24 protein-coding genes are annotated in these 24,033 nt (G+C 68.8%); 4 read left to right on the top strand and 20 right to left on the bottom strand.

Annotated features, from left to right (window positions below):
- Positions 1-27: 27 nt before the first annotated feature.
- From ASD05_RS04025 to ASD05_RS04005, 5 genes are all read right to left on the bottom strand, one after another.
- Positions 28-1,002 carry a Bug family tripartite tricarboxylate transporter substrate binding protein gene (locus ASD05_RS04025; protein ID WP_056588017.1) on the bottom strand — a complete coding sequence of 325 codons (975 nt, stop codon included), beginning with the start codon at positions 1,000-1,002 and terminating at the stop codon, positions 28-30.
- The gene (gene hmgA / locus ASD05_RS04020) at positions 999-2,309 is read right to left on the bottom strand and encodes a homogentisate 1,2-dioxygenase (protein ID WP_056588014.1); all 1,311 of its coding nucleotides are present in this window, start codon (positions 2,307-2,309) and stop codon (positions 999-1,001) included. The genes ASD05_RS04025 and hmgA overlap by 4 nt, the downstream gene beginning before the upstream one ends.
- 47 nt (positions 2,310-2,356) lie before the next feature.
- Entirely contained in the window at positions 2,357-2,554 is a 198-nt protein-coding gene (locus tag ASD05_RS04015; protein ID WP_056588412.1) for a DUF2783 domain-containing protein, read from the bottom strand.
- Between the two features lie 8 nt (positions 2,555-2,562).
- Positions 2,563-4,200, bottom strand: a complete 1,638-nt coding sequence (locus ASD05_RS04010) for an FAD-dependent oxidoreductase (RefSeq protein WP_056588010.1) — start codon at positions 4,198-4,200, stop codon at positions 2,563-2,565.
- Positions 4,201-4,341: 141 nt separating this feature from the next.
- Complete coding sequence (locus tag ASD05_RS04005; protein WP_056588007.1) at positions 4,342-5,301, bottom strand: MBL fold metallo-hydrolase; 960 nt, start codon at positions 5,299-5,301, stop codon at positions 4,342-4,344.
- A gap of 144 nt (positions 5,302-5,445) precedes the next feature.
- On the opposite strand from ASD05_RS04005, the gene ASD05_RS04000 reads away from it, so the two are divergent.
- A complete protein-coding gene (locus tag ASD05_RS04000) occupies positions 5,446-6,291 on the top strand; it encodes an IclR family transcriptional regulator (RefSeq protein ID WP_056588003.1) in 846 nt (281 codons plus the stop codon).
- A 4-nt stretch (positions 6,292-6,295) separates the two neighbouring features.
- On the opposite strand, the gene ASD05_RS03995 is transcribed toward ASD05_RS04000, so the two are convergent.
- From ASD05_RS03995 to ASD05_RS03970, 6 genes are all read right to left on the bottom strand, one after another.
- The gene (locus tag ASD05_RS03995; protein ID WP_007833468.1) at positions 6,296-6,517 is read right to left on the bottom strand and encodes a hypothetical protein; all 222 of its coding nucleotides are present in this window, start codon (positions 6,515-6,517) and stop codon (positions 6,296-6,298) included.
- Between the two features lie 27 nt (positions 6,518-6,544).
- Positions 6,545-7,228, bottom strand: coding sequence for an ABC-type transport auxiliary lipoprotein family protein (locus tag ASD05_RS03990; protein WP_056588000.1), 684 nt, complete (start codon positions 7,226-7,228; stop codon positions 6,545-6,547).
- Positions 7,229-7,248: 20 nt separating this feature from the next.
- Complete coding sequence (locus tag ASD05_RS03985) at positions 7,249-8,208, bottom strand: MlaD family protein (RefSeq protein WP_056587997.1); 960 nt, start codon at positions 8,206-8,208, stop codon at positions 7,249-7,251.
- Between the two features lie 14 nt (positions 8,209-8,222).
- The gene (locus ASD05_RS03980; protein WP_007833475.1) at positions 8,223-9,062 is read right to left on the bottom strand and encodes an ABC transporter ATP-binding protein; all 840 of its coding nucleotides are present in this window, start codon (positions 9,060-9,062) and stop codon (positions 8,223-8,225) included.
- A gap of 4 nt (positions 9,063-9,066) precedes the next feature.
- Positions 9,067-10,233 carry an MlaE family ABC transporter permease gene (locus ASD05_RS03975; RefSeq protein WP_056587995.1) on the bottom strand — a complete coding sequence of 389 codons (1,167 nt, stop codon included), beginning with the start codon at positions 10,231-10,233 and terminating at the stop codon, positions 9,067-9,069.
- Positions 10,234-10,402: 169 nt separating this feature from the next.
- Positions 10,403-11,350, bottom strand: a complete 948-nt coding sequence (locus ASD05_RS03970; protein ID WP_056588409.1) for a LysR family transcriptional regulator — start codon at positions 11,348-11,350, stop codon at positions 10,403-10,405.
- A gap of 117 nt (positions 11,351-11,467) precedes the next feature.
- Between ASD05_RS03970 and ASD05_RS03965 the strand changes: the two genes are divergently transcribed.
- Both ASD05_RS03965 and ASD05_RS03960 read left to right on the top strand, forming a co-directional pair.
- On the top strand, positions 11,468-12,976 hold the full coding sequence (locus ASD05_RS03965) for a CoA-acylating methylmalonate-semialdehyde dehydrogenase (protein WP_056587992.1): 1,509 nt from the start codon (positions 11,468-11,470) through the stop codon (positions 12,974-12,976).
- Positions 12,977-13,041: 65 nt separating this feature from the next.
- Positions 13,042-14,673 (top strand): GMC family oxidoreductase, encoded by a 1,632-nt coding sequence (locus ASD05_RS03960; protein ID WP_056587989.1) that lies wholly within the window; start codon positions 13,042-13,044, stop codon positions 14,671-14,673.
- A gap of 7 nt (positions 14,674-14,680) precedes the next feature.
- Here ASD05_RS03960 and ASD05_RS03955 read toward each other — a convergent pair whose 3' ends face one another.
- Together ASD05_RS03955 and ASD05_RS03950 are read right to left on the bottom strand one after the other, a co-directional pair.
- A complete protein-coding gene (locus tag ASD05_RS03955) occupies positions 14,681-15,082 on the bottom strand; it encodes a cupin domain-containing protein (protein ID WP_056587986.1) in 402 nt (133 codons plus the stop codon).
- Positions 15,083-15,103: 21 nt separating this feature from the next.
- Positions 15,104-15,979, bottom strand: a complete 876-nt coding sequence (locus ASD05_RS03950; RefSeq protein WP_082571947.1) for an AraC family transcriptional regulator — start codon at positions 15,977-15,979, stop codon at positions 15,104-15,106.
- Between the two features lie 438 nt (positions 15,980-16,417).
- On the opposite strand from ASD05_RS03950, the gene ASD05_RS03945 reads away from it, so the two are divergent.
- Positions 16,418-17,248 carry an alpha/beta fold hydrolase gene (locus tag ASD05_RS03945; protein WP_056587983.1) on the top strand — a complete coding sequence of 277 codons (831 nt, stop codon included), beginning with the start codon at positions 16,418-16,420 and terminating at the stop codon, positions 17,246-17,248.
- Positions 17,249-17,290: 42 nt separating this feature from the next.
- On the opposite strand, the gene ASD05_RS03940 is transcribed toward ASD05_RS03945, so the two are convergent.
- The 7 genes from ASD05_RS03940 to ASD05_RS03910 are packed head-to-tail and all read right to left on the bottom strand — an operon-like array spanning position 17,291 to position 23,948.
- On the bottom strand, positions 17,291-18,334 hold the full coding sequence (locus ASD05_RS03940; protein ID WP_007833498.1) for an ABC transporter substrate-binding protein: 1,044 nt from the start codon (positions 18,332-18,334) through the stop codon (positions 17,291-17,293).
- 20 nt (positions 18,335-18,354) lie between these two features.
- On the bottom strand, positions 18,355-19,509 hold the full coding sequence (locus tag ASD05_RS03935) for an NAD(P)/FAD-dependent oxidoreductase (protein ID WP_056587979.1): 1,155 nt from the start codon (positions 19,507-19,509) through the stop codon (positions 18,355-18,357).
- Positions 19,506-20,909 (bottom strand): FAD-dependent oxidoreductase, encoded by a 1,404-nt coding sequence (locus ASD05_RS03930; protein WP_056587974.1) that lies wholly within the window; start codon positions 20,907-20,909, stop codon positions 19,506-19,508. Before ASD05_RS03930 ends, ASD05_RS03935 begins: the two co-directional genes overlap by 4 nt.
- On the bottom strand, positions 20,906-21,211 hold the full coding sequence (locus ASD05_RS03925; RefSeq protein ID WP_056587971.1) for a (2Fe-2S)-binding protein: 306 nt from the start codon (positions 21,209-21,211) through the stop codon (positions 20,906-20,908). Before ASD05_RS03925 ends, ASD05_RS03930 begins: the two co-directional genes overlap by 4 nt.
- Positions 21,212-22,006 carry an ABC transporter permease gene (locus ASD05_RS03920; protein WP_056587965.1) on the bottom strand — a complete coding sequence of 265 codons (795 nt, stop codon included), beginning with the start codon at positions 22,004-22,006 and terminating at the stop codon, positions 21,212-21,214. It abuts the gene before it with no gap.
- Positions 22,003-22,863 (bottom strand): ABC transporter permease, encoded by an 861-nt coding sequence (locus ASD05_RS03915; protein ID WP_056587962.1) that lies wholly within the window; start codon positions 22,861-22,863, stop codon positions 22,003-22,005. The genes ASD05_RS03920 and ASD05_RS03915 overlap by 4 nt, the downstream gene beginning before the upstream one ends.
- On the bottom strand, positions 22,860-23,948 hold the full coding sequence (locus ASD05_RS03910; RefSeq protein WP_056587958.1) for an ABC transporter ATP-binding protein: 1,089 nt from the start codon (positions 23,946-23,948) through the stop codon (positions 22,860-22,862). Before ASD05_RS03910 ends, ASD05_RS03915 begins: the two co-directional genes overlap by 4 nt.
- Between the last annotated feature and the right edge of the window lie 85 nt (positions 23,949-24,033).

The following is a 24,033-nucleotide window of genomic DNA, read 5'->3' as shown; positions in this document are numbered from 1 at the left end:
CTGCTCGATGTCTGTTTGTCTGTCTGATCAGTCTGCGGTCATGCCGGCCTTCTTGGCCACGTCACCCAGGCGCTTGTATTCGGTGTCGGTCAGCGTCGTCAGCTCCTGCGGCGTCGAGCCGCGCGGCGAGAAGCCGGCCTGTGCCAGCTTGGCCTTCACATCCGGCATCGCGAGCGCTTCGACAAAGGCTTCATTCAGCGCCTTCACCACGGGCGCCGGCAGCTTCGCCGGCCCGTACACGCCGAACCATGGCTCCAGCGCATAGCCCTTCAGGCCCGCCTCGGCCATCGTCGGCACGTCGGGCAGCGAAGGTGAGCGCGTCGGCCCCGCCACCGCCAGCGCGCGCAGCTTGCCGGCCTGGATGTGCGGCAGCGAGGCCGGCAGGTTGTCGAACATCACGCCGATGTTGTTGCCCAGCATGTCGGTGATGGCCGGGCCGCTGCCCTTGTAGGCCACATGCACGAGTTCGGTGCCGGTCATCTGCGCGAACATCACGCCGGCCAGGTTCATCGAGGTGCCGGCGCCCGCGGTGGCGTAGGGCAGGCCGGGGGTCTTCTTCGCGGCCGCGATCAGCTCGGGCACCGACTTCACGGCCGAGGCCGCCGGCACTTCGAGCACGATGGTCGAGGTGCCCAAGAGGCTGATGGCGGTGAAATCCTTGCGCGGATCGAAGGCCATCGACTTGTAGATGTGCGGGTTCAGCGCATTGGTCGAGATCGCGCCGAAGCCGATGGTGTAGCCGTCGGGCGCGGCCTTGGCCACCGCGTCCATGCCGATGTTGCCGCCCGCGCCGCCGCGGTTGTCGATCAGCACGGGCTGGCCCAGTTTTTCCGACACCTTCTGGCCCACGGTGCGTGCCACCAGGTCGGTGGTGCCGCCGGGGGTGTAGGGCACGATGAAGCGGATGGGCTTCGACGGATAGTCGGCCGCCTGGGCGAACAGGGGCGCGGCCAGCAATGCCACGGCCGCAGCGCGGCGCGTGAGGGTGAACATCGTCTTCATGCCTTGAACTGGTCCTGCAGGCCTGCCCAGCAGTCTGCGTAGTCGGTATCGAGCGCCGGGCTCTTCAGCGCGAAGTTCGTCGGAATGAAGCGGTAGCGGCTCTCGAACATGAAGGCCAGCGTGTTGTCCAGCTTGTGCGGCTTCAGGTCGGCGTGCGTGGCCTTGTCGAAGGCTTCCTCGTCCGGCCCGTGCGGCACCATGCAGTTGTGCAGGCTCGCGCCGCCGGGCTTGAAGCCGCCCGGCTTGGCGTCGTATTCGCCCAGCACCAGGCCCATGAACTCGCTCATCAGGTTGCGGTGGAACCATGGCGGACGGAAGGTGTTCTCCATGACCATCCAGCGCGGCGGGAAGATCACGAAGTCGCAGTTGGCCGTGCCCGGCGTGTCGCTGGGCGAGGTCAGCACGGTGAAGATCGACGGATCGGGATGGTCGAAGCTGATCGAGCCGATCACCATGAAGTGCGCCGTGTCGTACTTCACCGGCGACAGGTTGCCGTGCCAGGCCACCACGTTGAAGGGCGACTGCTTCATCGGCGCCTGCCAGAAGCGGCCGCCGAATTTCTTGACGATCTCGTAGGCGCCTTCTTCCGATTCGAAGGCGGCCACCGGCGCCTGGAAGTCACGCGCGTTGGCCAGGCCGTTCGAGCCGATCGGCCCAAGCTCCGGCAGCCGGAAGTGCGCGCCATAGTTCTCGCACACGTAGCCGCGCGAGAGACCGTCGGGCAGCGCCACCTTGAAGGCCATGCCGCGCGGCAGCAGCGCGATTTCGCCGGGCTTCACGTCGAGCACGCCGAGTTCGGTGGTGATGACGAGGCGGCCCTGCTGCGGCACGAGCAGCATCTCGCCGTCGGCGTTGACGAAGGCGCGGCGCTCCATCGAGCGGCCCGCGAGGTACATCAGCGAGCCGATGCCGACCTGCGACTCCGCATCGCCATTGGCCGCGATGGTGTGCATGCCGTCGATGAAGTCGGCTTCGGCCGCGCCGTCCAGCGGCTGCGGGTGCCAGCGCAGCGGTTCGGGCGGCAGCGCGATCCCGCGGTCGGCGCCGGTGGTCCAGTGCGCCTGCGCATACGGCTGGTAGCGGCCCGACACCACCGAGGGCTGGCGGCGGTACAGCCAGCTGCGGCGGTTCTCATGGCGCGGCGCGGTGAAGGCGGTGCCGGAGATCAGTTCGGTGTAGAGGTCGAAGGGGCCCCGCTGCGGGTTGTTGCGGCCCTGCGGCAGCGCGCCGGGTACGGCCTCGGAGGCGTATTCGTTGCCGAAGCCGCTCTGGTAGCGCCGTTCGGAGGACGGGGTTGCTTGGGTCATGTGCTTGCTCTTTCGGGAGTCGCGATGAGGTTGGAATGCGGTGGTGCTCAGCCCGCGCGGGCCGCCTCGAAGGCTTCGCGCAGCACGGCTAGCGAGCCGACGTGGTTGGCCAGCACGAGCACGAGGCGCGCGTTGAAGGCGTGGCTCTCCTCGGTGGAGAGTCCCTGGTGCGCCTCGATGAGCGCTTCGTAGAAGTCGTCGGGGGCGTCGAGGTTCGGCGCGGTGATCAGGTGTTGTTGCTGCATGGTGTTCTTCACGCCTTCGCGAGTGCGCGGTCGATGGCCGCGCGGATGTCCGCCGCCGCGGGCTGGCGCCAGCGCGCGCACACATGCTGGTCGGGCCGCAGCAGGTACACGGTGCCGGGCCGGGCGTCGTAACGCTGCATGGCGAGCTCGCTGCCCTTGGCGCCGTCCTCGACGCGCACCACGTGCAGTGGCAAATCGCTGGCCTTCAGCTCGGCGAGACTGCGCTCGGCCGCCTCGCCCTCGCCGAAAACCAGCGCGGTGAACTGCGAGACGTGGCATTCGCGCAGCAGCCAGCCGGTGCTGCCGTCCGAGTGCACCACGGGTGCGTCAGCCGCGGCGGCGCCCGGCACCATCGCGCCCGAGAAGGCGTCGGCGTCCGGCGTGTTGAGCGGCGAATCGCGCAGCACTGTGGCCACCGACAGCCGGCCGCTGTTGACCAGCGTGCGCGCGAAAGCGTGGCGCTTCGTCAGCTCCAGCACCGCGTCGCGGAACAGGCGGCTCACCTCGCTCTTGGGCGTGATGAAGTCGGTGGCGCGGGTGGAGTTGCGGATGTTCTCGTCGGCCGCGAACTCGCGCTCGCTGGCGTAGCTGTCGAGCAGCGCGTCGGGCGCCTGGCCCTGCACCACGGCCGCGAGCTTCCAGCCAAGGTTGTCCGCATCCTGCACGCCCGAGTTGGCGCCGCGCGCGCCGAAGGGCGACACGCCGTGCGCCGAGTCGCCCGCGAACAGCACGCGGCCGTGGCGGAAGCGCTCCATGCGCTGGCAGGCGAAGGTGTAGACGCTGGCCCAGCCGATCTGGAACTGCACGCCCTCGAAGCCGATGCTGTCGAGCAGCGCGCGCACGCGCGGGGTGATGTTCTCGGGCTTGCGTTCTTCCACCGGGTCGGCGTCCCAGCCGAGCTGAAAGTCGATGCGCCACATGCCGTCGGCCTGCTTGTGCAGCAGCACGCTCTGGCCCGGATGGAACGACGGGTCGAACCAGAAGCGGCGCTCGGTCGGGAGGTGCGCATCCATCGTGATGTCGGCGATCAGGAAGCGGTCGCGGAAGACGCGGCCCTTGGCCTCCAGGCCCAGCATCTGGCGCAGGTTGGAGCGCGAGCCGTCGCAGGCGGCGACATAGCCGGCCTGCAGTTGGTAGCTGCCTTCGGGCGTTTCCACGGTGAGCACCGCGCCGTCGCCGCGCTGCGCGATGCCGGTGACCTTGTTGTTCCAGCGCAGGTCGATCAGCGGCAGCGTGGCTGCGCGTTCGACGAGGTAGCCCTCGACGTAGTACTGCTGCAGGTTGATGAAGGCCGGGCGCTCGTGGCCGGGCTCGGGCAGCAGGTCGAAGCGGTAGACCTGCTCGTCGTGGAAGAACACCTTGCCGACATTCCACGACACGCCCTTGTCGACCATGCGGTCGCCGCAGCCGAGGCGATCGAACACTTCGAGCGTGCGCTTGGCGAAGCAGATGGCGCGCGAGCCGCTGGACAGGGTGTTGTCGTTGTCCAGCAGCACCACGGGCACTTGCCGCAGCGCGAGGTCGATGGCGAGCGTGAGGCCGACGGGGCCGGCGCCGACGATCACCACGGGGTGATGGGCGGGCGTGGCAGCGTCCTGGTCGGCGTGGCGGCGGTAGTCGAAGCGCAGACTTTGATAGTCGATCACGTGTTGTCTCCGTGTCCTTGGTCTTGTCTTGCTCCTTCCCCCTTTGGTGGAAGGTCGGGATGGGGGCAAACGGCGTTCACTTTGGGCGCTCTGCCTGCCCCCACCCCAGCCCTCCCCCAGCGGGGGAGGGAGCAAGACCGATCAGCCTTCGAGGGCCTTCCACATGTCGATGTCGCGCTGTGCCGTCCACACGCGCGGGTCCGCATGGCCCGAGGCTTCGTCGTACGCCCGGCTCACGTCGAACGGCATGCAGTGGTCGAAGATCACCCACTGGCTGTACTTGGGCTTGAGCTTTGCGTACGTGTCCTTGTAGACCGTGTTCAGGTCGCGCCCGGCCTTCACGCCCTCTTGCACGCTGGCGTACACGTCGGAGATGAAGTTGCGCGTGCCCGTCAGGCCCTCGGCCACTTCGGCCGGCGTGGTCAGCGCGGCGCCGCGGCCCGGCACCAGCGCGGCGGGCTTGAGTGCGGCGATGTTGTCCAGCGTTTGCGGCCAGTCCTTGAAATAGGCGTCGCCCGCGTACGGCGTGGCGCCGAACTCGACCAGGTCGCCCGACAGCAGCGTGCGCTCCTGCGGCAGCCAGACGACCGTGTCGCCCTTGGTGTGGCCGCGGCCCAGCTGGATCAGCTGCACTTCGAGCTTGCCGAGCCACAGCGTCATCTTGCCGGTGAAGGTCATGGTGGGCCAGGTCAGGCCCGGTGGCACCGTCTCGACGTTCTGGAACAGGCGCGGGAAGCGGCCGATCTCGCTGGCCTTGTCTTCCTCGCCGCGCTCCACGATCAGGTCGCGCGTGTCCTGGCTGGCCAGGATGTGTTCGGCACCGTAGCCCGCCGCGCCCAGCACGCGCACTGCGTGATAGTGCGTGAGCACCACGTACTTGATGGGCTTGTCGGTCACTTCGCGGATGCGGCGCACCACGTCGGCGGCCATGGCGGGCGTGGCCTGGGTGTCGGCCACCAACACGCAGTCGTCGCCGATGACGATGCCGGTGTTGGGGTCGCCCTCGGCTGTGTAGGCCCAGGCATGTTCCGAGATCTGGCTGAAGGTGACCTTCTTCTCTTCCATGTCGGCCTGGCTGGCGAATTTCTTGGCTTGGCTCATCGGTTGTCTCCGTCGGTGGGGTGGATCTTGAATTCGTTTAAGTCGAACGAATTCGCGGTTAACGAATTTCCGCAGTGTAAGCCGGCGATCAGTTAATGTCTAATCCCTTCTTCATGAACGAACGACCAGAAGGCGAGGCCGGCCATGGCAGCCAGTGACAACGACCGCGCCCAGCGCGGCATCCAGAGCATCGAGGTCGGCGGCCAGCTGCTGCGCGCGCTGGTGCATCACGGCCGGCCCATGGCGCTGAAGGACCTTGCGCGCGAGGCCGACATGACGGCCGCCAAGGCGCATCCGTACATGGTCAGCTTCGGGCGCCTGGGCCTGATCGAGCAGGACCGCGCCAGCGGCCACTATCTGCTTGGCCCGCTCGCCTTGCAACTGGGGCTCATCAGCCTGCAGCAGGCCGACCCGGTGCACATCGCCACCCCGCTGATCGGCCAACTCGCGCAGCAGACCGGCCACACCGTGGCGCTGGCCGTGTGGGGCGCGCGCGGCGCGACCATCGTGCGCACGGCCGAGTCGCCGTCGCCGGTGCACGTGAACATGCGGCACGGCACGGTGTTCTCGCTGACCAACACGGCTTCGGGCCGGGTGTTCGCCGCCTACCTCGCCGCCGACGCGGTGCGCCAGCTGCTCGAGGAAGAGCGCCAGCGCCGGGGCCAGCGCAAGGGGGCAGAGCCGAACCCGCCCGCCGGCATGCCACCGGTGCAGCCCCTGCCTTCGTGGAGCGACTTCGAGCGCCAGCTGCAGGAAGTGCGCACGCATGGCATCAGCCGCTCCGACGGCGAGGTCATCCAGGGTGTCAGCGCCATGGCCGCGCCCGTCTTCGACCACACCGGTGCCATCGTGCTGGCCCTGACCGCCATCGGCCCGGCGGGCATCTTCGATACCGCGTGGGACGGCGAGATTGCCCGTGCGCTCAAGGCTTGCGCGGGCACGGTGTCGCAGCGGCTGGGCGCCACCCCCGCGCCGGCCGCCCCGGGCTGAAGGTTCAGCCCTTCCTGCCGCCCAGCAGCACCAGCGCGCCGCCCACCACGATGGCGGCCACGCCGGCCCAGGCCGGGAGGTTGACGGTCTGCTTCTCCTTCATCGAGAGCTCCAGCGGGCCCAGCTTGGCCTGATGGGTTTCCTTGGTGAAGCTGAAGCTGCCGAGGCCCAGGACGGCAATGCCGCCCACGATCAGCAGGATGCCGACGATGCGTGTCGCGTTCATGGGATCGATCCTTCGTCCATCAGGTTGTCATTGCCGGGGCGTCTGCGGCGATTGCTGCTGCAGCTGCCCCACCCACTGCACCACCTCGGCCACCGCGGCATCGCTGGCTGCAATCAGTGCCTTCACGCCGCCGGGCGCGTCGGCGCTGGGCGCGGGGCGGCGCACGGTGAACACGCGCTGGCCCAGCACGCGATCGCCGCCGGCGGTGCTGCGGACCAGCGTGGCGCGCAGGCGCACCAGGCCCACGCTGGCGCTCGCCGAGTCGAAGTACTGGCTGAATTCGTCGAGCGAGATGCGCAGCATGTCGGGCACCTCGCCCTTGCTGCGCGAGATGGTTGCGCTTTCTGCCGGGCCGAGCACGGTGCGGCGTTCGGCCAGCGTGTCGCTCAGCCGCTGGCGCAGCAGTTGCGCCGGCGGCAGGCTCCAGCGCGACTGGCCGTAGGGGCGCAGCTCGTTGGCGTCGGCGTAGCCCAGCCGGTAGAGGATTTGCGTGCCATCCAGGCGCGTGTTGCTGTCGAACTCGGCCAGCGCCAGCGTGGGGAGGGGGGCGGCGGCAGAGGGCGCGGCCGCGGCAGGCGCCGCCAGGCCGGGGCCGAAGTCGTAGAGCGTGGCGCGCGTGGGCTTGTCGGGCAGCGCGCCGCAGCCGGCGGCCAGCAGCACGCAGCCCAGGACGGCGGCAGCCGGGTTCATCAAGGAGCGAATGGCGTTCATGGTCGATGGTCCTCCCTCAATCAGGGCCGCGTCGCGGCCGGCGCGCTGAAGCCCGGTTCGCCCGGACCCGCGGCCGCGCCGCCGTTGCCGAACAGCAGCGATTGCGGGTTGTCGTTGATGTTGTCCGCCGCGCGGCCCAGCCGGCGCACGGCGTGCGAGGTGTCGTCGGCTACGCGGTTCACGCGCGGCAGCGTGGCCGCGTTGAACGAATCGACCGCCTGCGCCAGCGCCTTGGTGCCCTCGCTCAGCCGTTCGACGGGGCCTTCGGGTGCGTTCAGCCGGCCTACGGTGGTGTTGAAGTTGTTGGCCACGCGCGAGACGTCCCCGGCCGCCTTCTTCACCGAGGCCATCGTGTCCGGCAGTTTGGTCAGCGCAGGGTTCAGGCCGGTTTTCACCGTGTTGTCCAGCGTCTTGAGCAGCGTGTTGGCGCTGGCCGAGGCGGCCGCGATGCTCTCCAGCGCGTCGGCCGCACGCTTCTGGTTGGGGTCGCTCAGCAGCGTGTTGGCGCGCTTCGTCACTTCCTCGACCTGGTTGATGATGGCTTCGCCGCGGTCCTGCAGCTGCGCCAGTATCGAAGGCTTGAGCGGAATGCGCGGCGGGTTGTCGTCGTCCGGCTTCAGCGCCACGTTCGACTCGCCCTTGTCGTCCAGCGCGATGAAGGCCAGGCCGGTCACGCCCTGGTAGCTCAGCGTGGCGAAGCTGGAGGTGGTGAGCGGCACCCGCTCGTCGACCGAGATGCGCACGCGCACATTGCCCTTGACCTTGGGGTCGAAGTCGATCGACACCACCTTGCCCACGGCGATGCCGCGGTAGCGCACCGTCGCCTGCGGCTGCAGGCCGCTCACGGCGTCGCGCGTGGAGAGTTCGTAGATGTTGCGCACGGTGTTGTCGCGCGTGAACCAGATCACCAGCGCGACGAGCGCGGCGATCAGGCCGAGCACGAAGGCGCCGGCGGCGAGGGCGTGGGCCTTGTTTTCCATGGTGTGTCTGCCTTTCAGCGTTCGCCCGCGCTGGCGGGCTGCGATGGTGCGTCGGCGGGCTTGTCGTGCAGCGCTTCCAGGGCGCGCTGGCCGCGCCCGCCGAGAAAGTATTCGTGGATGAAGGGGTGCGGATACGCGATGACCTCGCGCGCCGTGCCGGTGACGATCACCTTCTGGTCGGCCAGCACCGCGATGCGGGTGCTCAGGTCGAACAGCGTGTCCAGGTCGTGCGTGACCATCACCACCGTGAGGCCCAGTTCGCGGTGCAGGCCGCGCAGCAGGTCGCAGAAGCTGTCCGACGCCTCGGGGTCGAGGCCGGCCGTGGGCTCGTCGAGCAGCAGCAGCGGCGGGTCCATGATGAGCGCGCGCGCCAGCGCCACGCGCTTGATCATGCCGCCCGACAGGTCGGCCGGGCTCTTGTTCGCATGCTGCGGACCCAGGCCCACCATCTGCAGCTTCACCAGCGCCGCGTGGCGGATCAGCTCGTCAGGCAGCAGCTTCAGCTCGCGCAGCGGAAAGGCGATGTTCTCCAGCACGCTGAAGGCCGAGAACAGCGCGCCGTGCTGGAACAGCATGCCCACGTTGGCCGCGCCCGAGGCGCTGAGCTCGCCGGGCTCCTGGCCCAGTACCTCGACGTGGCCGCGCGTGGGTTTTTCGAGCCCGAGGATCTGGCGCAGCAGCACCGTCTTGCCCGTGCCCGAGCCGCCGACCAGCGAGAGCACCTCGCCGCGGTCGATGTGCAGCTGCAGGTCGCGGTGCACCACCTGCTCGCCATCGGCGCTCTGGAACGCCGTCCACAGGCCGCGGATGTCCACCACGGTGGTGTCGGTGTCGGGGCGCACGGGCATGCTCATGGCGTCATGCCCTGAAGCCGATGCCCTTGAAGAGCACGGCGAACAATGCATCGACCAGGATCACCGCGGTGATCGAGGTGACCACCGACGAAGTGGTGCCGCGCCCGAGGCTTTCGGTGTTGGGCTTCACCTTCATGCCGAAGTAGCAGCCGATCAGCGCGATCAGGATGCCGAACACCGCCGACTTGGCCGTGGCCAGCCAGAGGTTCGAGATCGGCACCGCGCGCGGCAGCGCCGAGAGAAAGTAGGCCGGTGAAATGTCCAGCGCCGCGTCGGCCGCCAGCATGCCGCCTGCCAGCGCGGCCATCGAGGTCCACAGGCTGATCAGCGGCATGGCGATGGCCAGCGCCAGCACGCGCGGCATCACGAGGCGAAAGCCGTGCGGAATGCCCATCACGCGCATCGCGTCGAGCTCTTCCGTCACGCGCATCACGCCGATCTGCGCCGTGATGGCCGAACCCGAGCGCCCGGCGATCAGCACGGCCGCCAGCACCGGCCCGAGCTCGCGCACCAGCGACAGCCCGAGGATGTTCACCACGAACGTCTCTGCGCCGTACTGGCGCAGCTGCTGCGAGATCAGGTAGGCCAGCACCACGCCGATCAGCAGCCCGACCAGCGCCGTGATGTGCAGCGCCGTGGCGCCGAACTGATAGAGGTGCCCCGAGAAATCGCGCCACGGCCCGCGGTGCGGCGCGCGGATCAGCTTGCCGATGTCGAGCGCGAGCTGGCCGATGAGTACCGTCAGGTCGCGCATGACGAACATCGCGCGCGGCCCGAGGTGCGTGAACGCGCGGACGCGGTCGTTCAGCGAAGGCCCGGGTTCGGCCGGGGTTGGCACGGTGTACTGCGCCACCTGGTCGAGCACCGCCTTGTGCTGCGGCGACATTTCGAGCGTCGCGGGCCATTGGTGGCGCCAGTGCTCCCACAGCAGCTGCGCGCCGATGTGGTCGAGCTGTTCGATGGGGCGCAGGTCCCAGGCGCGGTCGTCGGCGGGCGGGGCGGCTGCCAGGTTTTTCGCCAGCGCCTGCCAAGCCGGCTTGGACGACATTGCCAGCGTGGTCCAGCAGCCGCTGGCCACCGTCCATTGGCGGCCGTCCTGCTCCCGCTGCCCGACGCGGGGCCGCGCGCTGTCGGCGGCGGGAGCGTCGGCAGGCGATGTGGCAGGGGACATAAGGCGGATGAGCGGGAAAGTTAACAGGTGCAGGGCCGGATGCGCGCATCGTAACCGGGTGCATCCGTGCGCCATGTGTCGCAGACCCCTCGTTTGCGTAGGGCGCGACGCCGTTTTTCGGTTTCCTTTTTCACGATTCGCGCCGCCCTGCGGCCCGGTTGCGGCCCGCTCATGCCGCGAAGCCCGCCGCCAGCGCCTCGCGCAGCCACGCCACGAAGGCCGTCACCGCCTGCGGCACGTGCGTGGCATAGGGCCGGATGGCATACAGCCGCTCGCCGAACGCGCCCACCGAACGCCATTGCGGCAGCACCTCCTGCAGCTTGCCGGACTGCAGCGCCGATTGGGCGCTGAAGTCCGGCACCAGCGCGATGCCCAGGCCGCCGAGAGCCGCGTCGCGCAGCGCCTCGCTGTTGTTGGCGACCAGCGGGCCCGAGACCGGCACCGTGATGCGCGGCGCCGCGGCCTTGCCCTTCTGCGGCGTGCGGGCCTCGAAATGCCAGGTCGGCGTTTCCTGCGCGCGCGGGTAGTGCAGGCAGTCGTGGCCGGCCAGCGCCTGGGGCTCGCGCGGGGTGCCGCGGCGGCGCAGGTAGGCGCGGCTGGCCACCAGCACCGAGCGGGTTTCGCACAGCGTCCAGGCCACGTGCGTGTCCGGCGGCGCGGCCGTGTGGCGGATGGCGAGATCGAAGCCTTCCATCGCGAGCGAGCTGAGCCGGTCCGACAGGTCGAGCTCGATGCGCACCTCGGGCTGCGCGCGCAGGAAGTCGGCCAGCCGCGGCACCAGTTGCTGGCGCGCGAAGGCCACCGGCGCCGTCACCCGCACCAGCCCGCGCGGCACGCCCGCGAGGTCGCGCACGCCCGCGAAGCTGTGGGCGATCTGCTCGAACGGGCCGCGCATGTCTTCCACCAGCCGCTGGCCGGCCTCGGTGAGCCGCACGCTGCGCGTGGTGCGCTGCACCAATGGCGCACCGGCGGCCCGCTCCAGCTCGGCGATGCGCTGGCTCATGGCGGCCTTGCTCACGCCCAGGCGAAGCGCCGCCGCCGTGAAGCTGCCCTGCTGCGCGAGCACCGTCAGCCAGTGCAGGTGCGTCCAGAGCGCTTCGATATTTTGGGGTTTCATGTATCCATTGTTCAGCAGGATGAACAATAAGTTCAAGCTTCGCGTCTAGGCGCGCGCCGAGGTGCTGCCTAAACTGGCCGCACTCCTCTTCCTTCTGCGCCAGCGAAAGCCCTCTCCATGCCCACCTCCATCGATCATTTCATCGGCGGCAAGCCCGCCGCCAACACCTCCGGCCGCACCCAGGACGTGACCAACCCCGCCACCGGCGCCGTCACCGGCAAGGTCGGCCTGGCCGACACGGCACAGGTCTCGGCCGCCGTGGCCGCCGCGCAGGCCGCCTTTCCGGCCTGGGCCGACACGCCGCCGATCCGCCGCGCGCGCGTCATGTTCAAGTTCCTGCAACTGCTCAACGAGCACAAGGACGAGCTGGCCCACCTCATCACCGCCGAGCACGGCAAGGTCTTCACCGACGCGCAGGGCGAGGTCTCGCGCGGCATCGACATCGTCGAGTTCGCCTGCGGCATCCCGCAGCTGCTCAAGGGCGACTTCACCGACCAGGTGAGCACCGGCATCGACAACTGGACGCTGCGCCAGCCGCTGGGCGTGGTCGCCGGCATCACGCCCTTCAACTTCCCGGTGATGGTGCCGATGTGGATGTTCCCGGTGGCCATTGCCGCGGGCAATACCTTCGTGCTCAAGCCCAGCCCGACCGACCCGAGCGCATCGCTGCGCATGGCCGAGTTGCTGAAGGAAGCCGGCCTGCCCGACGGCGTGTTCAACGTGGTGCAGGGCGACAAGGCGGCCGTCGACGCGCTGCTCGAGCACCCCGACGTCAAGGCCATCAGCTTCGTCGGCTCCACACCCATCGCCAACTACATCTACGAAACCGGCGCCCGCCACGGCAAGCGCGTGCAGGCCCTGGGCGGCGCGAAGAACCACATGGTGGTCATGCCCGACGCAGATATCGACCAGGCCGTCGACGCGCTGATCGGCGCAGGCTACGGCTCGGCCGGCGAGCGCTGCATGGCGATCTCGGTGGCGGTGCTGGTGGGCGACGTGGCCGACAAGCTGCTGCCCAAGCTGATCGAGCGCACGAAGACGCTGAAGGTGCTCGATGGCGAGAACCTCGCGGCCGAGATGGGCCCGATCGTCACGCGCGCCGCACACGAGCGCATCACGGGCTACATCGCCCTGGGCGAGAAGGAAGGCGCGAAGCTGCTGGTCGACGGCCGCGAGTTCGACGGCAACAAGGCCGGCGCAGGCTGCGGCGACGGCTTCTGGATGGGCGGCACGCTGTTCGACCACGTCACCCCCGAGATGCGCATCTACAAGGAAGAGATCTTCGGCCCGGTGCTCGGCTGCGTGCGCGTGGCCAACTTCAAGGACGCGGTCGACCTGATCAACGCGCACGAGTTCGGCAACGGCGTGAGCTGCTTCACCCGCGACGGCAATGTGGCGCGCGAGTTCGGCCGCCGCATCCAGGTGGGCATGGTCGGCATCAACGTGCCGATCCCGGTGCCCATGGCCTGGCACGGCTTCGGCGGCTGGAAGCGCTCGCTGTTCGGCGACATGCATGCCTACGGCGAGGAGGGCGTGCGCTTCTACACCAAGCAGAAGTCGATCATGCAGCGCTGGCCCGAGAGCATCGGCAAGGGCGCCGAGTTCGTGATGCCGACGGCGAAGTAGCATGAGGCGCGGCGCGAGGCGCGCCGCGATTTCGTCGAACAAAAAAGAGAGACAAGCAAAGCGCCATGAGCGAGACCCAATTCGACTACATCATCATCGGCGCCGGCACCGCCGGCTCGCTCATGGCAAACCGGCTCAGTGCCGACAAGAGCAAGCGCGTGCTGCTCATCGAGGCCGGCCGCAAGGACGACTACCACTGGATCCACATTCCGGTCGGCTACCTCTACTGCATCGGCAACCCGCGCACCGACTGGCTCTACAGCACCGAGCCCGACGCCGGCCTCAACGGCCGCGTGCTGCGCTACCCGCGCGGCAAGACGCTGGGCGGCTGCTCCAGCATCAACGGCATGATCTACATGCGCGGCCAGTCGCGCGACTACGAGCATTGGGCCGACCTCACCGGCGACGACGGCTGGCGCTGGCAAAACGTGCTGCCGGCCTTCAAGAAGCACGAGGACTTCTACCTCGGCGCCGACGAGATGCACGGCGCGGGCGGCGAATGGCGGGTGGAGAAGCAGCGCCTGCGCTGGGACATCCTCGATGCCTTCGCCGAGGCCGCGGTGCAGGCCGGCGTGCCGCACTCCACCGATTTCAACCGCGGCAGCAACGAGGGCGTGGGCTACTTCCAGGTCAACCAGAAGAACGGCTGGCGCTGGAACACCGCCAAGGCCTTCTTGCGGCCCACCTGCTACGGCCGGCCCAACTTCGAACTGTGGACCGGCGCGCAGGTCTCGCGCCTGCTGTTCGAAACCCTGCCCGACGGCACGCGCCGCTGCACGGGTGCGGAAGTGTGGAACGGCAGCGAGATGACCACCGCGACCGCATCGCGCGAGGTCGTGTTGAGCGCAGGCTCCATCGGCTCGCCGCAGATCCTGCAGCTCTCGGGCGTCGGCCCGGCCGAGCTGCTGCGCCAGCATGGCATCGACGTGGTGCTCGACGCGCCCGGCGTCGGCGCCAACTTGCAGGACCACCTGCAGATCCGCGCGGTCTACAAGATCGATGGCGCGCCGACGCTCAACGTGATGGCCTCCTCGATGGTCGGCAAGGCGAAGATCGGCCTCGAATACCTGCTCAAGCGCAGCGGCCCGATGAGCATGGCGCCGTCGCAGCTGGGCGCCTTCACGCGCAGTTCGCCCGAGCACGAATGGCCCAACCTGCAGTACCACGTGCAGCCGCTGTCGCTCGACGCCTTCGGCGATCCGCTGCACAGCTTTCCGGCCTTCACCGCGAGCGTGTGCAACCTCAACCCCACGAGCCGGGGCTCGGTGCGCATCAAGAGCAAGCGCTTCGAGGATGCGCCGGCCATCGCGCCCAACTACCTGAGCACCGACGAAGACCGCAAGGTGGCTGCCGACTCGCTGCGCGTGACGCGCCGCATCGCCGAGCAGCCCGCACTGGCCAAGTACAACCCGAAGGAATGGAAGCCCGGCGTGCAGTACCAGAGCGACGAAGACCTCGCACGGCTGGCCGGCGACATCGCCACCACCATCTTCCATCCGGTGGGCACCACGAAGATGGGCGCCGAGGGCGACCCGATGGCCGTGCTCGATTCGCGGTTGCGCGTGCGCGGCGTGCAGGGCCTGCGCGTGGTCGATGCCGGCGCGATGCCGACCATCACCAGCGGCAACACCAACAGCCCGACATTGATGATGGCCGAGAAGGCGGCGGGCTGGATCGTCGAAGACAACAACCGCTGAGTTCGCGTCAGATCCAGACGTCGTTCGGGCGGGTGCGGTCGCTTTCTTCGCCGCCGGTGTTGACCACGCCGCGCGGCTCCACCAGCAGAACGTGCGTTTCGCTCCGGGCGAACGGTTTGTGTTCGACGCCCTTGGGCACCACGAACATCTCGCCGGCGCGCAGCGTGACGGCGCCGTCGCGGAAATCGATTCGCAGTTCCCCCGCCACGACGAGGAAGCACTCGTCGGTGTCGGCATGGCTGTGCCACACGAAGTCGCCCAGCAGCTTGGCGATCTTGAACTGGTAGTCGTTCATCTCGGCGACGACGCGCTGCGACCAGTGTTCGTGCAGCAGCGACAGCTTGTCGGCGAGGTTGACGCAGGGGTAGGTGCGGGTAGGAGCGGTCGCAAGAGTGGGGGGCGGTGTCATGGCGCTGGTGGTCCGGAAGATTCAATCGAACCGCACTCTAGGAGGCCCTCCACCGGGCGTCTTGAACGATCGTGCGTCGTTCGAAAGCGCGTGCCCAGCCCTGAAGATGCGCAGCCACCGGGACGGTGTCACGCCGAAGGCGTCCGCGAACTGGCGCGTCATGTGGCTCTGATCGGCAAACCCCGCCAGGGCGGCGCATTCGGCCAGCGGCCGGCCCGCCAGCATGTGGCGGCGAGCGCGGTCGAGCCGGCGCAGCGTGACGTAGCGGTAGGGGCTCGTGCCGAAGAAGGCGCGAAAGTCGCGCGAGAGGCTCCAGCGGTCGCGCCCCGCCGCCGCGGCGAGCGCGTCCAGCGTGACGACGCGATCGGGTTCGTCGTGGATGAATTCGCGCGCGATCCGCGCTGCGCGAAAGTCGCCTGCCGCCTCGCGTGCCGGCGATCCGGAGGCGGCCTGCAAGGCGAGGGCCAGCGAAAGCACCGCATCGTCTTCCTCGAGCGCTTCCAGCGGGGAATCCAGGTGGTCCAGCAGCGCCCGGGCCGCGTGGGCGAGGCGAGGGTCGGTGGACACGCCGCCCGCGACGAAGGGCAACGCCACGCCGCCCAGCGCCTCCTGCAGCCGTGCCGGCTCCACATACAGCGCCCGGTACCGGAAGCCTTCGGCCGTACCGGCGTGGCCGTCGTGCACTTCGTCGGGATGCAACACGACCGTGTTGCCGGCCAGACTGTGACGCAGCGAAGCGCGGTAGGTGAACGACTGCACGCCGGCCATGGTGCAGCCGATGGCGTACGTGTCGTGGCGATGCGGGGCGTACGCATTGCCCTGGAAGAACGCCTCTATGCGCTCTAGGCCGCCGTTGCCGGCGCCGCGCAGCAACCAGTCCGCCGGCGACAGGCTCATGGCGCGAACCGGCCGCCACGGTAGGCGGGCGAGCCCGTCCGGCGGAACGGGGCAGCGGGATGGCGCGTCATGGGGGTTGCGGCTGCGGGGTGGAAGAGCGGCAACTCTAGACCAGCCCGCATCGCGCGTCGAGCGCAGGTGAAAACGTGAAAGGCACCGGCATTTTGTTCAAGATGTGCCGCGCCGTTTCCCCGACAGTCTGCTGCCCGGCGAAGCATTTCCGCGTTCGCCGGAGAACAACCCAGCCAGGAAAGAAGCATGCCCGACATCAACACGACCCCTGCGACAGACACAACAGGCACGACAGGCGCCTCGCGGCGACGTATTCTGGCGGGCGCGGCCGGCATCGTATCCGCGTCCGCCTTCGGTACTTCAACAGCGGCCGCCGCGCAAAAACACGCGGCGCCTCCGGTTTCCGCTCACTCGAAAGGATCTTCCATGAGCTTTTTCACCACCAAGGACGGTACGAACATCTTCTACAAGGACTGGGGACCGCGCAACGCGCAGCCCATCGTCTTTCATCACGGCTGGCCCCTGAGCGCCGACGACTGGGACACGCAGATGCTGTTCTTCCTCGGCAAGGGCTACCGCGTGATCGCGCACGACCGCCGCGGCCACGGCCGCTCCTCGCAAACCGCGGGCGGGCACGAGATGGACACCTACGCATCGGACGTGGCGGCACTGACCGACGCGCTGGACCTGAAGGACGCCGTGCACATCGGCCATTCGACGGGCGGTGGTGAGGTGGCGCGCTATGTGGCGCGCGCCAAACCGGGCCGCGTGGCCAAGGCCGTGCTGGTGAGCGCCGTGCCGCCCATCATGCTCAAGACAGCGGCCAACCCCGGCGGCTTGCCGATGGAGGTGTTCGACGGCATCAGGGCCGCGCTCGTGGCCAACCGCACGCAGTTTTTCATCGACCTGCCCACCGGCCCGTTCTACGGTTTCAACCGGCCGGGCGCGAAGGTTTCGCAGGGCCTCATCGATCGCTGGTGGCTGCAGGGCATGATGGGCGCGGCCAATGCGCACTACGAGTGCATCAAGGCCTTCTCCGAGACCGACTTCACCGAAGACCTGAAGAAGATCGACGTGCCGGTGCTCGTGATGCACGGCACCGACGACCAGGTCGTGCCCTATGCGAATTCGGGGCCGCTGGCGGCCAAGCTGCTCAAGCGTGGCACGCTGAAGAGCTACGAGGGCTACCCCCACGGCATGCTGTCCACGCATGCGGACGTGATCAACCCCGACCTGCTGGCGTTCGTGAAGAGCTGAGGCCGGGCGCGCCGCGGTGTGTGAACACCGCGGCGTGTCGCATCAACGCTCGATGGTCTTGTTCCAGCGCGCGTTCCACGCCGGCCGGTTGGCGTTGATGCTTTCCCAGTCGATGGTGACGGCGGTCTTCATCCACTTGTTGATGTCCGCCACCTGCGCCGCGCCTTCGCCCACGGCCGGGGCCTTGGGGTTGGTCGGGATCTGCGCGCCGTACTGCAGCACGTTGGCCTGAGCCACGGGGCTCAGCAAAAACTCGGCGAGCTTCTGCGACAGCTCAGGCTCGCTGTTGTTGGCGATCACGCACTGGCCGACCATGAGCACCACGGCGCCTTCCTTGGGCGGTGCGTACTCGACCGGAATGCCCTTGGTCTTGAGCGCGGCCACGGCCGTGGGCGTGAGCGGGAAGATCGCCGCTTCGCCGGTCTGCACCATCTCCGAGAGCTTGGCCGAGCTGGGGATGTACTCCAGCACGTTCGGCCCGATGGTGGTGGGCCAGGCCTTGAAGCCGGGCTCCACGTTCTTGTCGTTGCCGCCCTGGATGCGGTTGAACATCAGGAAGCCGTGCAGCCCGAAGGACGAGGACGACATCGACTGGAACACCACCTTGCCCTTGTACTTCGGGTCGGCCAGGTCCATCCACGAGGTGGGCGGCGCCCAGCCCTTTTCCTTGAACATCTTGGCGTTGTAGGCCAGGCCGGTCATGCCCAGGCTCACGCCGCTGGCCATGTCGTCCTTGAAGCGCGCGGCCGGGTAGATCTCGCTGAGCGACTGGCTGGGCTTCTGCTTCTGGCACAGGCCCATGCCGATGGCGCGCACCATGATGCCGTCGTCGAGGAACATCACGTGCATCTGCGGCTTGTCCTTGTTGGCCTGCGCCTTCGCGAGGATGTCGGAGGAGGTACCGGGCACCACCACCACCTTCGCGCCGTAGGCCTTCTCGAAGGCGGGGAACACGTACTGCGTGTACGCCTTCTCCATGGTGCCGCCGTTCATGCCGATGTAGATGGTCTTGGTCTGCGCGCTGGCGATGCCCGCGGCTGCGAGCAGCGCGGCGAGGAGGAGGGGGGACTTGGCGGTGCGGGACATGGTGATGCTCTCCAATCAGTTCAGGTGGGGGAAGCGGCGAGGGATGGGGAAACGGGTTCTTCGTCGAAGCGCTCGATGGCGAAGGCGTCGATGGGCGTGTCGGTGCGCCCGTCGCGTGCGAGGTCGGCCAGCACTTCGCCTGCGGCCGGGCCGATCTGGAAGCCCGCACCCGCGAAGCCGAAGCCGTGGAACAGGCCAGGCGTGGTGAGGCTGGGGCCGAGCACCGGTTCGCGGTCGGGCAGGTAGCCCTCGGTGCCGCCCCAGGTGCGGATGATGTGTGCGTGGCGCAGCATGGGCAGCAGTTCCACGGCCTGCATTGCGAGCGTGGCGATGGCGTCGCTCTCGGCGCGCGCGCGCTCGTCGTCCAGCGTGATTCCCGTGCCGCCACCCATGACGAGATTGCCGCGCTCCACCTGCCTGCAGTAGATGCCGCCGCCTTCCACGCCAAGGCTCCATCGCATGAAGTGCGGCACCGGCTCTGTCACCGCCATCACGGGGCTGCGCGCATACATCGGCGGCGTCTCGCCGAACTGGCTGGCGATGGCGCCAGCCCACGCGCCCGCGCAGTTGAGCAGCACCGGCGCCTGCACTTCGAGTGCATTGCCGCTGCGCACCATGAACATGGCGCCGTCGTGCGCGACCTCGTCGACCTTGTGCCGCTCGAAGACCAGCGCACCCGCGCGCTGCGCCGCCAGCGCGAAGGCCGGCGAGACGAGGCGCGGATTGGCCTGCCCGTCTTCCGCGCACAGCGAGCCGCCCACGGCGCGGGTACCGAGCCAGGGGCATTGCTCTCGCAGGCGTGTGGCGGAGATCAGTTCCAGGCCCAGGTCGAAGTCGCTGCTCATTGCGCGGTAGCGCTCCAGCGAGGCCATGTCGGCTTCGCTGCGCGCGATCTTGAAATGACCCGAGCGGACGTATTCGCCGTCGGTGCCCAGCAGTTCGGGCAGCCGCCCCCAGATGCGGTGCGCGCGCTGTGTCAGCGGCAACTGGCCCAGTGAGCGGCCCTGCCGGCGCACGCCGCCGAAGTTCACGCCGCTGGAGCGCGAGCCGCAAAGGTCGCGCTCGAGAAGCACCACGCTGGCGCCCATGCGGCGCAAGGCCAGCGCGGCGGAGGAGCCAACGATGCCGCCACCGATGATGGCGACGTCGGTCTGCAACTTCTTGATCGAGCTCATGCGCCGCTCCCTTCCGCTGGCACGAGCCGGATCGGAATCGGCTTGATCGGCGCCTGCCCGCGCAGGCGGCCGACCTGCTGCAGCGGCTGCTGCGTCGCATGCGCGAGGATCTCGGCCGCGGCCACGCCGCACATGCGGCCCTGGCAGCGGCCCATGCCGACGCGCGACAAGGCCTTGAGCCGGTTCAGCTCGTCGGCACCGGCCGTGGCGACGGTCTGGCGCAAGGTGCCGGCCGTGACGTTCTCGCAGCGGCAGATCACGAGCTCGTCGGACGCATGCGCGGCCCAGTCCTGCGGTACCGGGAAGGCGCGTTCGAGGCCCTGGCGGAACCCAGCGAGCTTGTGCAGCCTGCGTTCGAGTTCGGCTGCGCGTGCCGTATTGACCGCCACGCCGTTGTCCGCCAGCAGCGCCAGCGCCGCCCGTTCGCCCGCCCACTCGGCCGCGTCCGCGCCCATGATGCCGGCGCCGTCGCCCGCGAGGTACACGCCCTCGACGCTGGAGCGCCCCGCCGCATCGCGCACCGGCAGGTGCGCGCGGTGCAGCGGCGCGTAGTCGAAGCGGCAGCCGAGCAGGTCGGCCAGCTGTGTTTCGGAGCGCAGCGCGTAGCCGAAGCCGATGGCATCGCAGGCCAGCGTGCGTTCTTCAGCACCGTCCTGCCATGCCACGCCGGTCACGCGGCTTTGCTGTTCGTCGCCGAGCACGCGCAACGGACGCACGCCGCTGTGCAAGGCCACGCCGTGTGCGCGCAGCCAGCCGACGTAGTACACGCCCTTCGCGAACACCGCGGGCTGGGTCAGCATCGCGGGTGTGGCCGCGAGCTGGTCGGCGAGGCGCGCGGTGTCGAGCACCGCGGCCACCTTCACGCCGGCCTTCGCATATTGATAAGCCACGAGGTACAGCAGCGGCCCCGTGCCCATGAACACCACGCGCTGCCCGATGGCGCAGCCCTGGAACTTGAGCGCCACTTGCGCGCCGCCCAGCGTGTAGACACCGGGCAGCGTCCAGCCCGGTACCGGCAGCACGCGGTCGGTGGCGCCCGTCGCCGCGATCAGGTGGCTGTACGGCACGCGGCGGTTGCTGCACGTGGGGTTGTGCATCACGTCGAGCCGATGGTCCTGGGCGTTCCACACCAGGCTGTCGCCCAGATGCTCGATGCGGCCCTGCAACGCGTCGAAGGCCGCGTGCACGGCATCGGCGCGCTTCGATTCGAAACCATAGAGCGTTCGCGCCGTGCGCTGCGCCAGGCCGGCGGGCGGGCGGCGGTAGATCTGCCCGCCGGCGCGCGGCGCCTCGTCGATCACCACGGGCCGCAGGCCATGCGCCACCAGCGTCTGCGCGGCGCGCACACCGGCCGGGCCGGCGCCGACGATCGCGGGGCGGATTGCGTCTGCCTTCGTCATGCGCCGTTCTTCCCGGTGACCAGCGCCATGCCCGGCGCGATGAAGGTCGAGCAGGCGCGCAGCCGCTCGCCTTCGTCCGTGGCAATCCAACAGTCCTGGCAGGCGCCCATCATGCAGAAGCCCGCACGCGGCAGGCCGCTGAATTCGTTGCGCCGCAGCTGGTCGGATTGCGTGAGCACGGCGGTCAGCACGGTGTCGCCGGCCAGCGCGCTGGCCGGCACGCCATCGAGGGTGAAGGGCACGGCTTCGCGCCCGCTTTTCTCGGCCATGCGGTGAAGCAGGGCGTGTGCAGTCATGGTCATCTATCTGCGCCCCACCAGCACGCGGTCGAGTCCGTAGACACGGTCGAGCAGCACCATCGCGAAGGCCGTGATGGCCACCATCAGCGCCGACACCGCGGCCATCAGCGGATCGATCGACTCGGTCGCGTACATGTACATGCGCACCGGCAGCGTCACCGTGCTCGGTGCGGTCACGAAGATCGACATCGTCACTTCGTCGAAACTGTTGATGAACGACAGCATCCAGCCGCCCGTGACACCCGGCAGGATCATCGGCAGCGTGATGCGGCGGAACACCATGGCCTGGCTCGCGCCCAGCGACAGCGCGGCCTGCTCGGCGCTGCGGTCGAAGCCCACCAGCGCTGCCACCACCAACCGCAGCGTGTAGGGCGTGACGATGAGCGCATGCGCCATCACCAGCCAGCCGAAGCTGCCCGTGCCGCCGACCAGCGCGAACAGCCGCAGCAGCGCCACGCCCAGCACCAGGTGCGGCACGATCAGCGGCGACAGGAACAGCCCGTTGAGAAAGTCGCGCCCCGGAAACGCGTAGCGCGTGATCGCCATGCCGGCCGGCACCGCGAGCAGCGTGGCGATGGTGGCCGAGCTCAGTGCGAGCCACAGGCTGTTCCAGAACGACTGCATGAAGTCGGGGTGCGCGAACACCGCCTTGAACCAGCGCAGCGAGAAGCTGGTGGTCGGAATGGTCAGCGTGTTCTCGGGCGTGAACGCCACGATGCACACGACCACCAGCGGCGCCAGCATGAAGGTGATGACGAGCGCGTTGAACGCAAGGGCGATGGGGCCGTTTCTTTTCATCCCAATGCCTTCTTGTAGCGGCCTTCGACCAGCCGGTTGTAGCTGAGCATGACCACGAGGTTGGCCACCAGCAGCACCAGCGCCACGGCCGCGCCCAGCGGCCAGTTGAGTTCGCTCAGGTATTCGTCGTAGACGATGGTCGCGACCATCTTCAGCCGGCGCCCGCCGAGCAAGCCGGGAATCGCGAACGAGCTCGCGGCCAGGCCGAACACGATCAGACTGCCCGAGAGAATGCCTGGCATCACCTGCGGCAGCACGATGCGCCGCAGCGTGGTGAAGGGCGTGGCGTTGAGCGAGAGCGCAGCGTTCTCCACGCCGGGGTCGAGCTTCTGCAGCGAGGTCCACACCGGGATCACCATGAAGGGCAGCATCACGTGCACCAGCGCAATGACCACCGCCGCGTTGGTGTAGAGGATCTTCACCGGGCCGATGCCCACGAGCTGCAGCAGCGCATTCACCGCGCCCTCGGGGCCCAGCAGCATGCTCCAGCCGAAGGCGCGCACCACCACCGACACGAGCAGCGGTGCGAGCACCACCAGCAGCAGCACCGAGCGCCACGGGTTGCGCATGCGGCTCAGCACATAGGCCTCGGGCGCGCCGACGAGCACGCAGATCAGCGTGACCAGGCCAGAGACCCAGAAGGTGCGCCAGAAGATGCCGAGGTAGTACGAGTCGGAGAACACTAGCGCGTAGTGCGCCAGCGTGAACTCGCCGGCCTTCGGGCCGGTGGCCGGGTCGTACACGTTGAACGACAGCACGGCCGTGAGCGCGAGCGGCACCAGCAGCAGCGCGCTGAACAGCAGCAGCGCGGGGCCGGAGAGCCACCAGGGCGTGGCCTTGTTCTGCAAGGTGGTCATGCCGTCACGGCCATCACGGCCTTCGCGGTGGCGTCCGCGGGCAGCAGCCGCATGCAGTGCGCCGGCCAGTCGATGCCGGTGCGAGCGCCTTCTTCGAGCGCATCGCGCCCGTCGTTGGGGCTCAGCACCGTGAGGTCGCCGATGGGCGTGGCCACGCGGTAGAGCCACTGGCTGCCGAGGAAGAAGCGTTCCTGGACCTCGCCGTCGAGCCGGCCCCGGCTCGTCGGCACGAGCTGCAGCTTCTCGGGCCGCACGCTCAGCAGCGCGGCCGTGTCGACGCCGAAGCCGGTGTCGTCCACGTCGAGCGAGAGCGCGCCGACTTCGACACAGGTGCGCGCGGCGCCGCTGCCGGACACGCGGCAATCGAGCAGGTTGGCCTTGCCGACAAAGGTGGAGATGAAGCGCGTGCTCGGGTGTTCGTACACGCGCTGCGGATGGTCGATCTGCGTGGCGCAGCCGCCTTCCATCACCACCACGCGGTCGCTGATCGACATGGCCTCGCTCTGGTCGTGCGTGACCATCACCGTGGTGGTGCCGACCTTGCGCTGGATCTGCCGCAGCTCGAACTGCATCTCCTCGCGCAGCTTGGCGTCGAGGTTGGACAGCGGCTCGTCGAGCAGCAGCACCGGCGGCTCGATCACCAGCGCGCGCGACAGCGCCACGCGCTGCCGCTGGCCACCCGAGAGTTCGCGCGGATAGCGCGTGGCATGCGCTTCGAGGTGCACCAGCGCCAGCGCCTGCTTCACGCGTTCGGCGCGCTCGGCCTTGGGCATCTTGCGCATCTCGAGGCCGAAGCTCACGTTGTCGGCCACCGTCATGTGCGGAAACAGGGCATAGGTCTGGAACACGATGCCCAGGCCACGCGTGTTGGCCTTGGCATGCGTGATGTCCTTGCCCGCGAGTTCGATGCGGCCGCTGCTCACGGCCTCGAAGCCCGCAATCATCTGCAGCGTGGTGGTCTTGCCGCAGCCCGAAGGGCCGAGCAGCGAGACGAACTCGCCTTTTTCCACCGTGAGGTTCATGGCCGACACCGCGCGAGCGGAGCCATAGAACTTGGTCACGTCGGTGAGCCGGAGGAATGACATGGAAAAGCCTTTCTGTCGGGGGGCAAAAGGGGCGTGCGACACCTTGGTGCGTGCCATGGACCACTTGCCGATTTCAATTCACTCT

It is taken from the genome of Variovorax sp. Root434 (genome assembly GCF_001426595.1).
GTDB lineage: Bacteria > Pseudomonadota > Gammaproteobacteria > Burkholderiales > Burkholderiaceae_C > Variovorax.
This window is presented reverse-complemented; position numbering and strand designations above follow the sequence as displayed.

Bases quoted from the DNA above. Each gene is read 5' to 3' on its own strand.
- ASD05_RS03955 (WP_056587986.1), bottom strand. From the start codon at position 15,082: ATGACACCGCCCCCCACTCTTGCGACCGCTCCTACCCGCACCTACCCC.
- ASD05_RS03930 (WP_056587974.1), bottom strand. From the start codon at position 20,909: ATGACGAAGGCAGACGCAATCCGCCCCGCGATCGTCGGCGCCGGCCCG.
- ASD05_RS03985 (WP_056587997.1), bottom strand. From the start codon at position 8,208: ATGGAAAACAAGGCCCACGCCCTCGCCGCCGGCGCCTTCGTGCTCGGC.
- ASD05_RS04000 (WP_056588003.1), top strand. From the start codon at position 5,446: ATGGCAGCCAGTGACAACGACCGCGCCCAGCGCGGCATCCAGAGCATC.
- ASD05_RS03970 (WP_056588409.1), bottom strand. From the start codon at position 11,350: ATGAAACCCCAAAATATCGAAGCGCTCTGGACGCACCTGCACTGGCTG.
- ASD05_RS03990 (WP_056588000.1), bottom strand. From the start codon at position 7,228: ATGAACGCCATTCGCTCCTTGATGAACCCGGCTGCCGCCGTCCTGGGC.
- ASD05_RS03960 (WP_056587989.1), top strand. From the start codon at position 13,042: ATGAGCGAGACCCAATTCGACTACATCATCATCGGCGCCGGCACCGCC.
- ASD05_RS03940 (WP_007833498.1), bottom strand. From the start codon at position 18,334: ATGTCCCGCACCGCCAAGTCCCCCCTCCTCCTCGCCGCGCTGCTCGCA.
- ASD05_RS03995 (WP_007833468.1), bottom strand. From the start codon at position 6,517: ATGAACGCGACACGCATCGTCGGCATCCTGCTGATCGTGGGCGGCATT.
- ASD05_RS03910 (WP_056587958.1), bottom strand. From the start codon at position 23,948: ATGTCATTCCTCCGGCTCACCGACGTGACCAAGTTCTATGGCTCCGCT.
- ASD05_RS03925 (WP_056587971.1), bottom strand. From the start codon at position 21,211: ATGACCATGACTGCACACGCCCTGCTTCACCGCATGGCCGAGAAAAGC.
- ASD05_RS03965 (WP_056587992.1), top strand. From the start codon at position 11,468: ATGCCCACCTCCATCGATCATTTCATCGGCGGCAAGCCCGCCGCCAAC.
- ASD05_RS03935 (WP_056587979.1), bottom strand. From the start codon at position 19,509: ATGAGCTCGATCAAGAAGTTGCAGACCGACGTCGCCATCATCGGTGGC.
- hmgA (WP_056588014.1), bottom strand. From the start codon at position 2,309: ATGACCCAAGCAACCCCGTCCTCCGAACGGCGCTACCAGAGCGGCTTC.
- ASD05_RS03945 (WP_056587983.1), top strand. From the start codon at position 16,418: ATGAGCTTTTTCACCACCAAGGACGGTACGAACATCTTCTACAAGGAC.
- ASD05_RS03920 (WP_056587965.1), bottom strand. From the start codon at position 22,006: ATGAAAAGAAACGGCCCCATCGCCCTTGCGTTCAACGCGCTCGTCATC.
- ASD05_RS03950 (WP_082571947.1), bottom strand. From the start codon at position 15,979: ATGAGCCTGTCGCCGGCGGACTGGTTGCTGCGCGGCGCCGGCAACGGC.
- ASD05_RS03975 (WP_056587995.1), bottom strand. From the start codon at position 10,233: ATGTCCCCTGCCACATCGCCTGCCGACGCTCCCGCCGCCGACAGCGCG.
- ASD05_RS04005 (WP_056588007.1), bottom strand. From the start codon at position 5,301: ATGAGCCAAGCCAAGAAATTCGCCAGCCAGGCCGACATGGAAGAGAAG.
- ASD05_RS04025 (WP_056588017.1), bottom strand. From the start codon at position 1,002: ATGAAGACGATGTTCACCCTCACGCGCCGCGCTGCGGCCGTGGCATTG.
- ASD05_RS03980 (WP_007833475.1), bottom strand. From the start codon at position 9,062: ATGAGCATGCCCGTGCGCCCCGACACCGACACCACCGTGGTGGACATC.
- ASD05_RS04015 (WP_056588412.1), bottom strand. From the start codon at position 2,554: ATGCAGCAACAACACCTGATCACCGCGCCGAACCTCGACGCCCCCGAC.
- ASD05_RS03915 (WP_056587962.1), bottom strand. From the start codon at position 22,863: ATGACCACCTTGCAGAACAAGGCCACGCCCTGGTGGCTCTCCGGCCCC.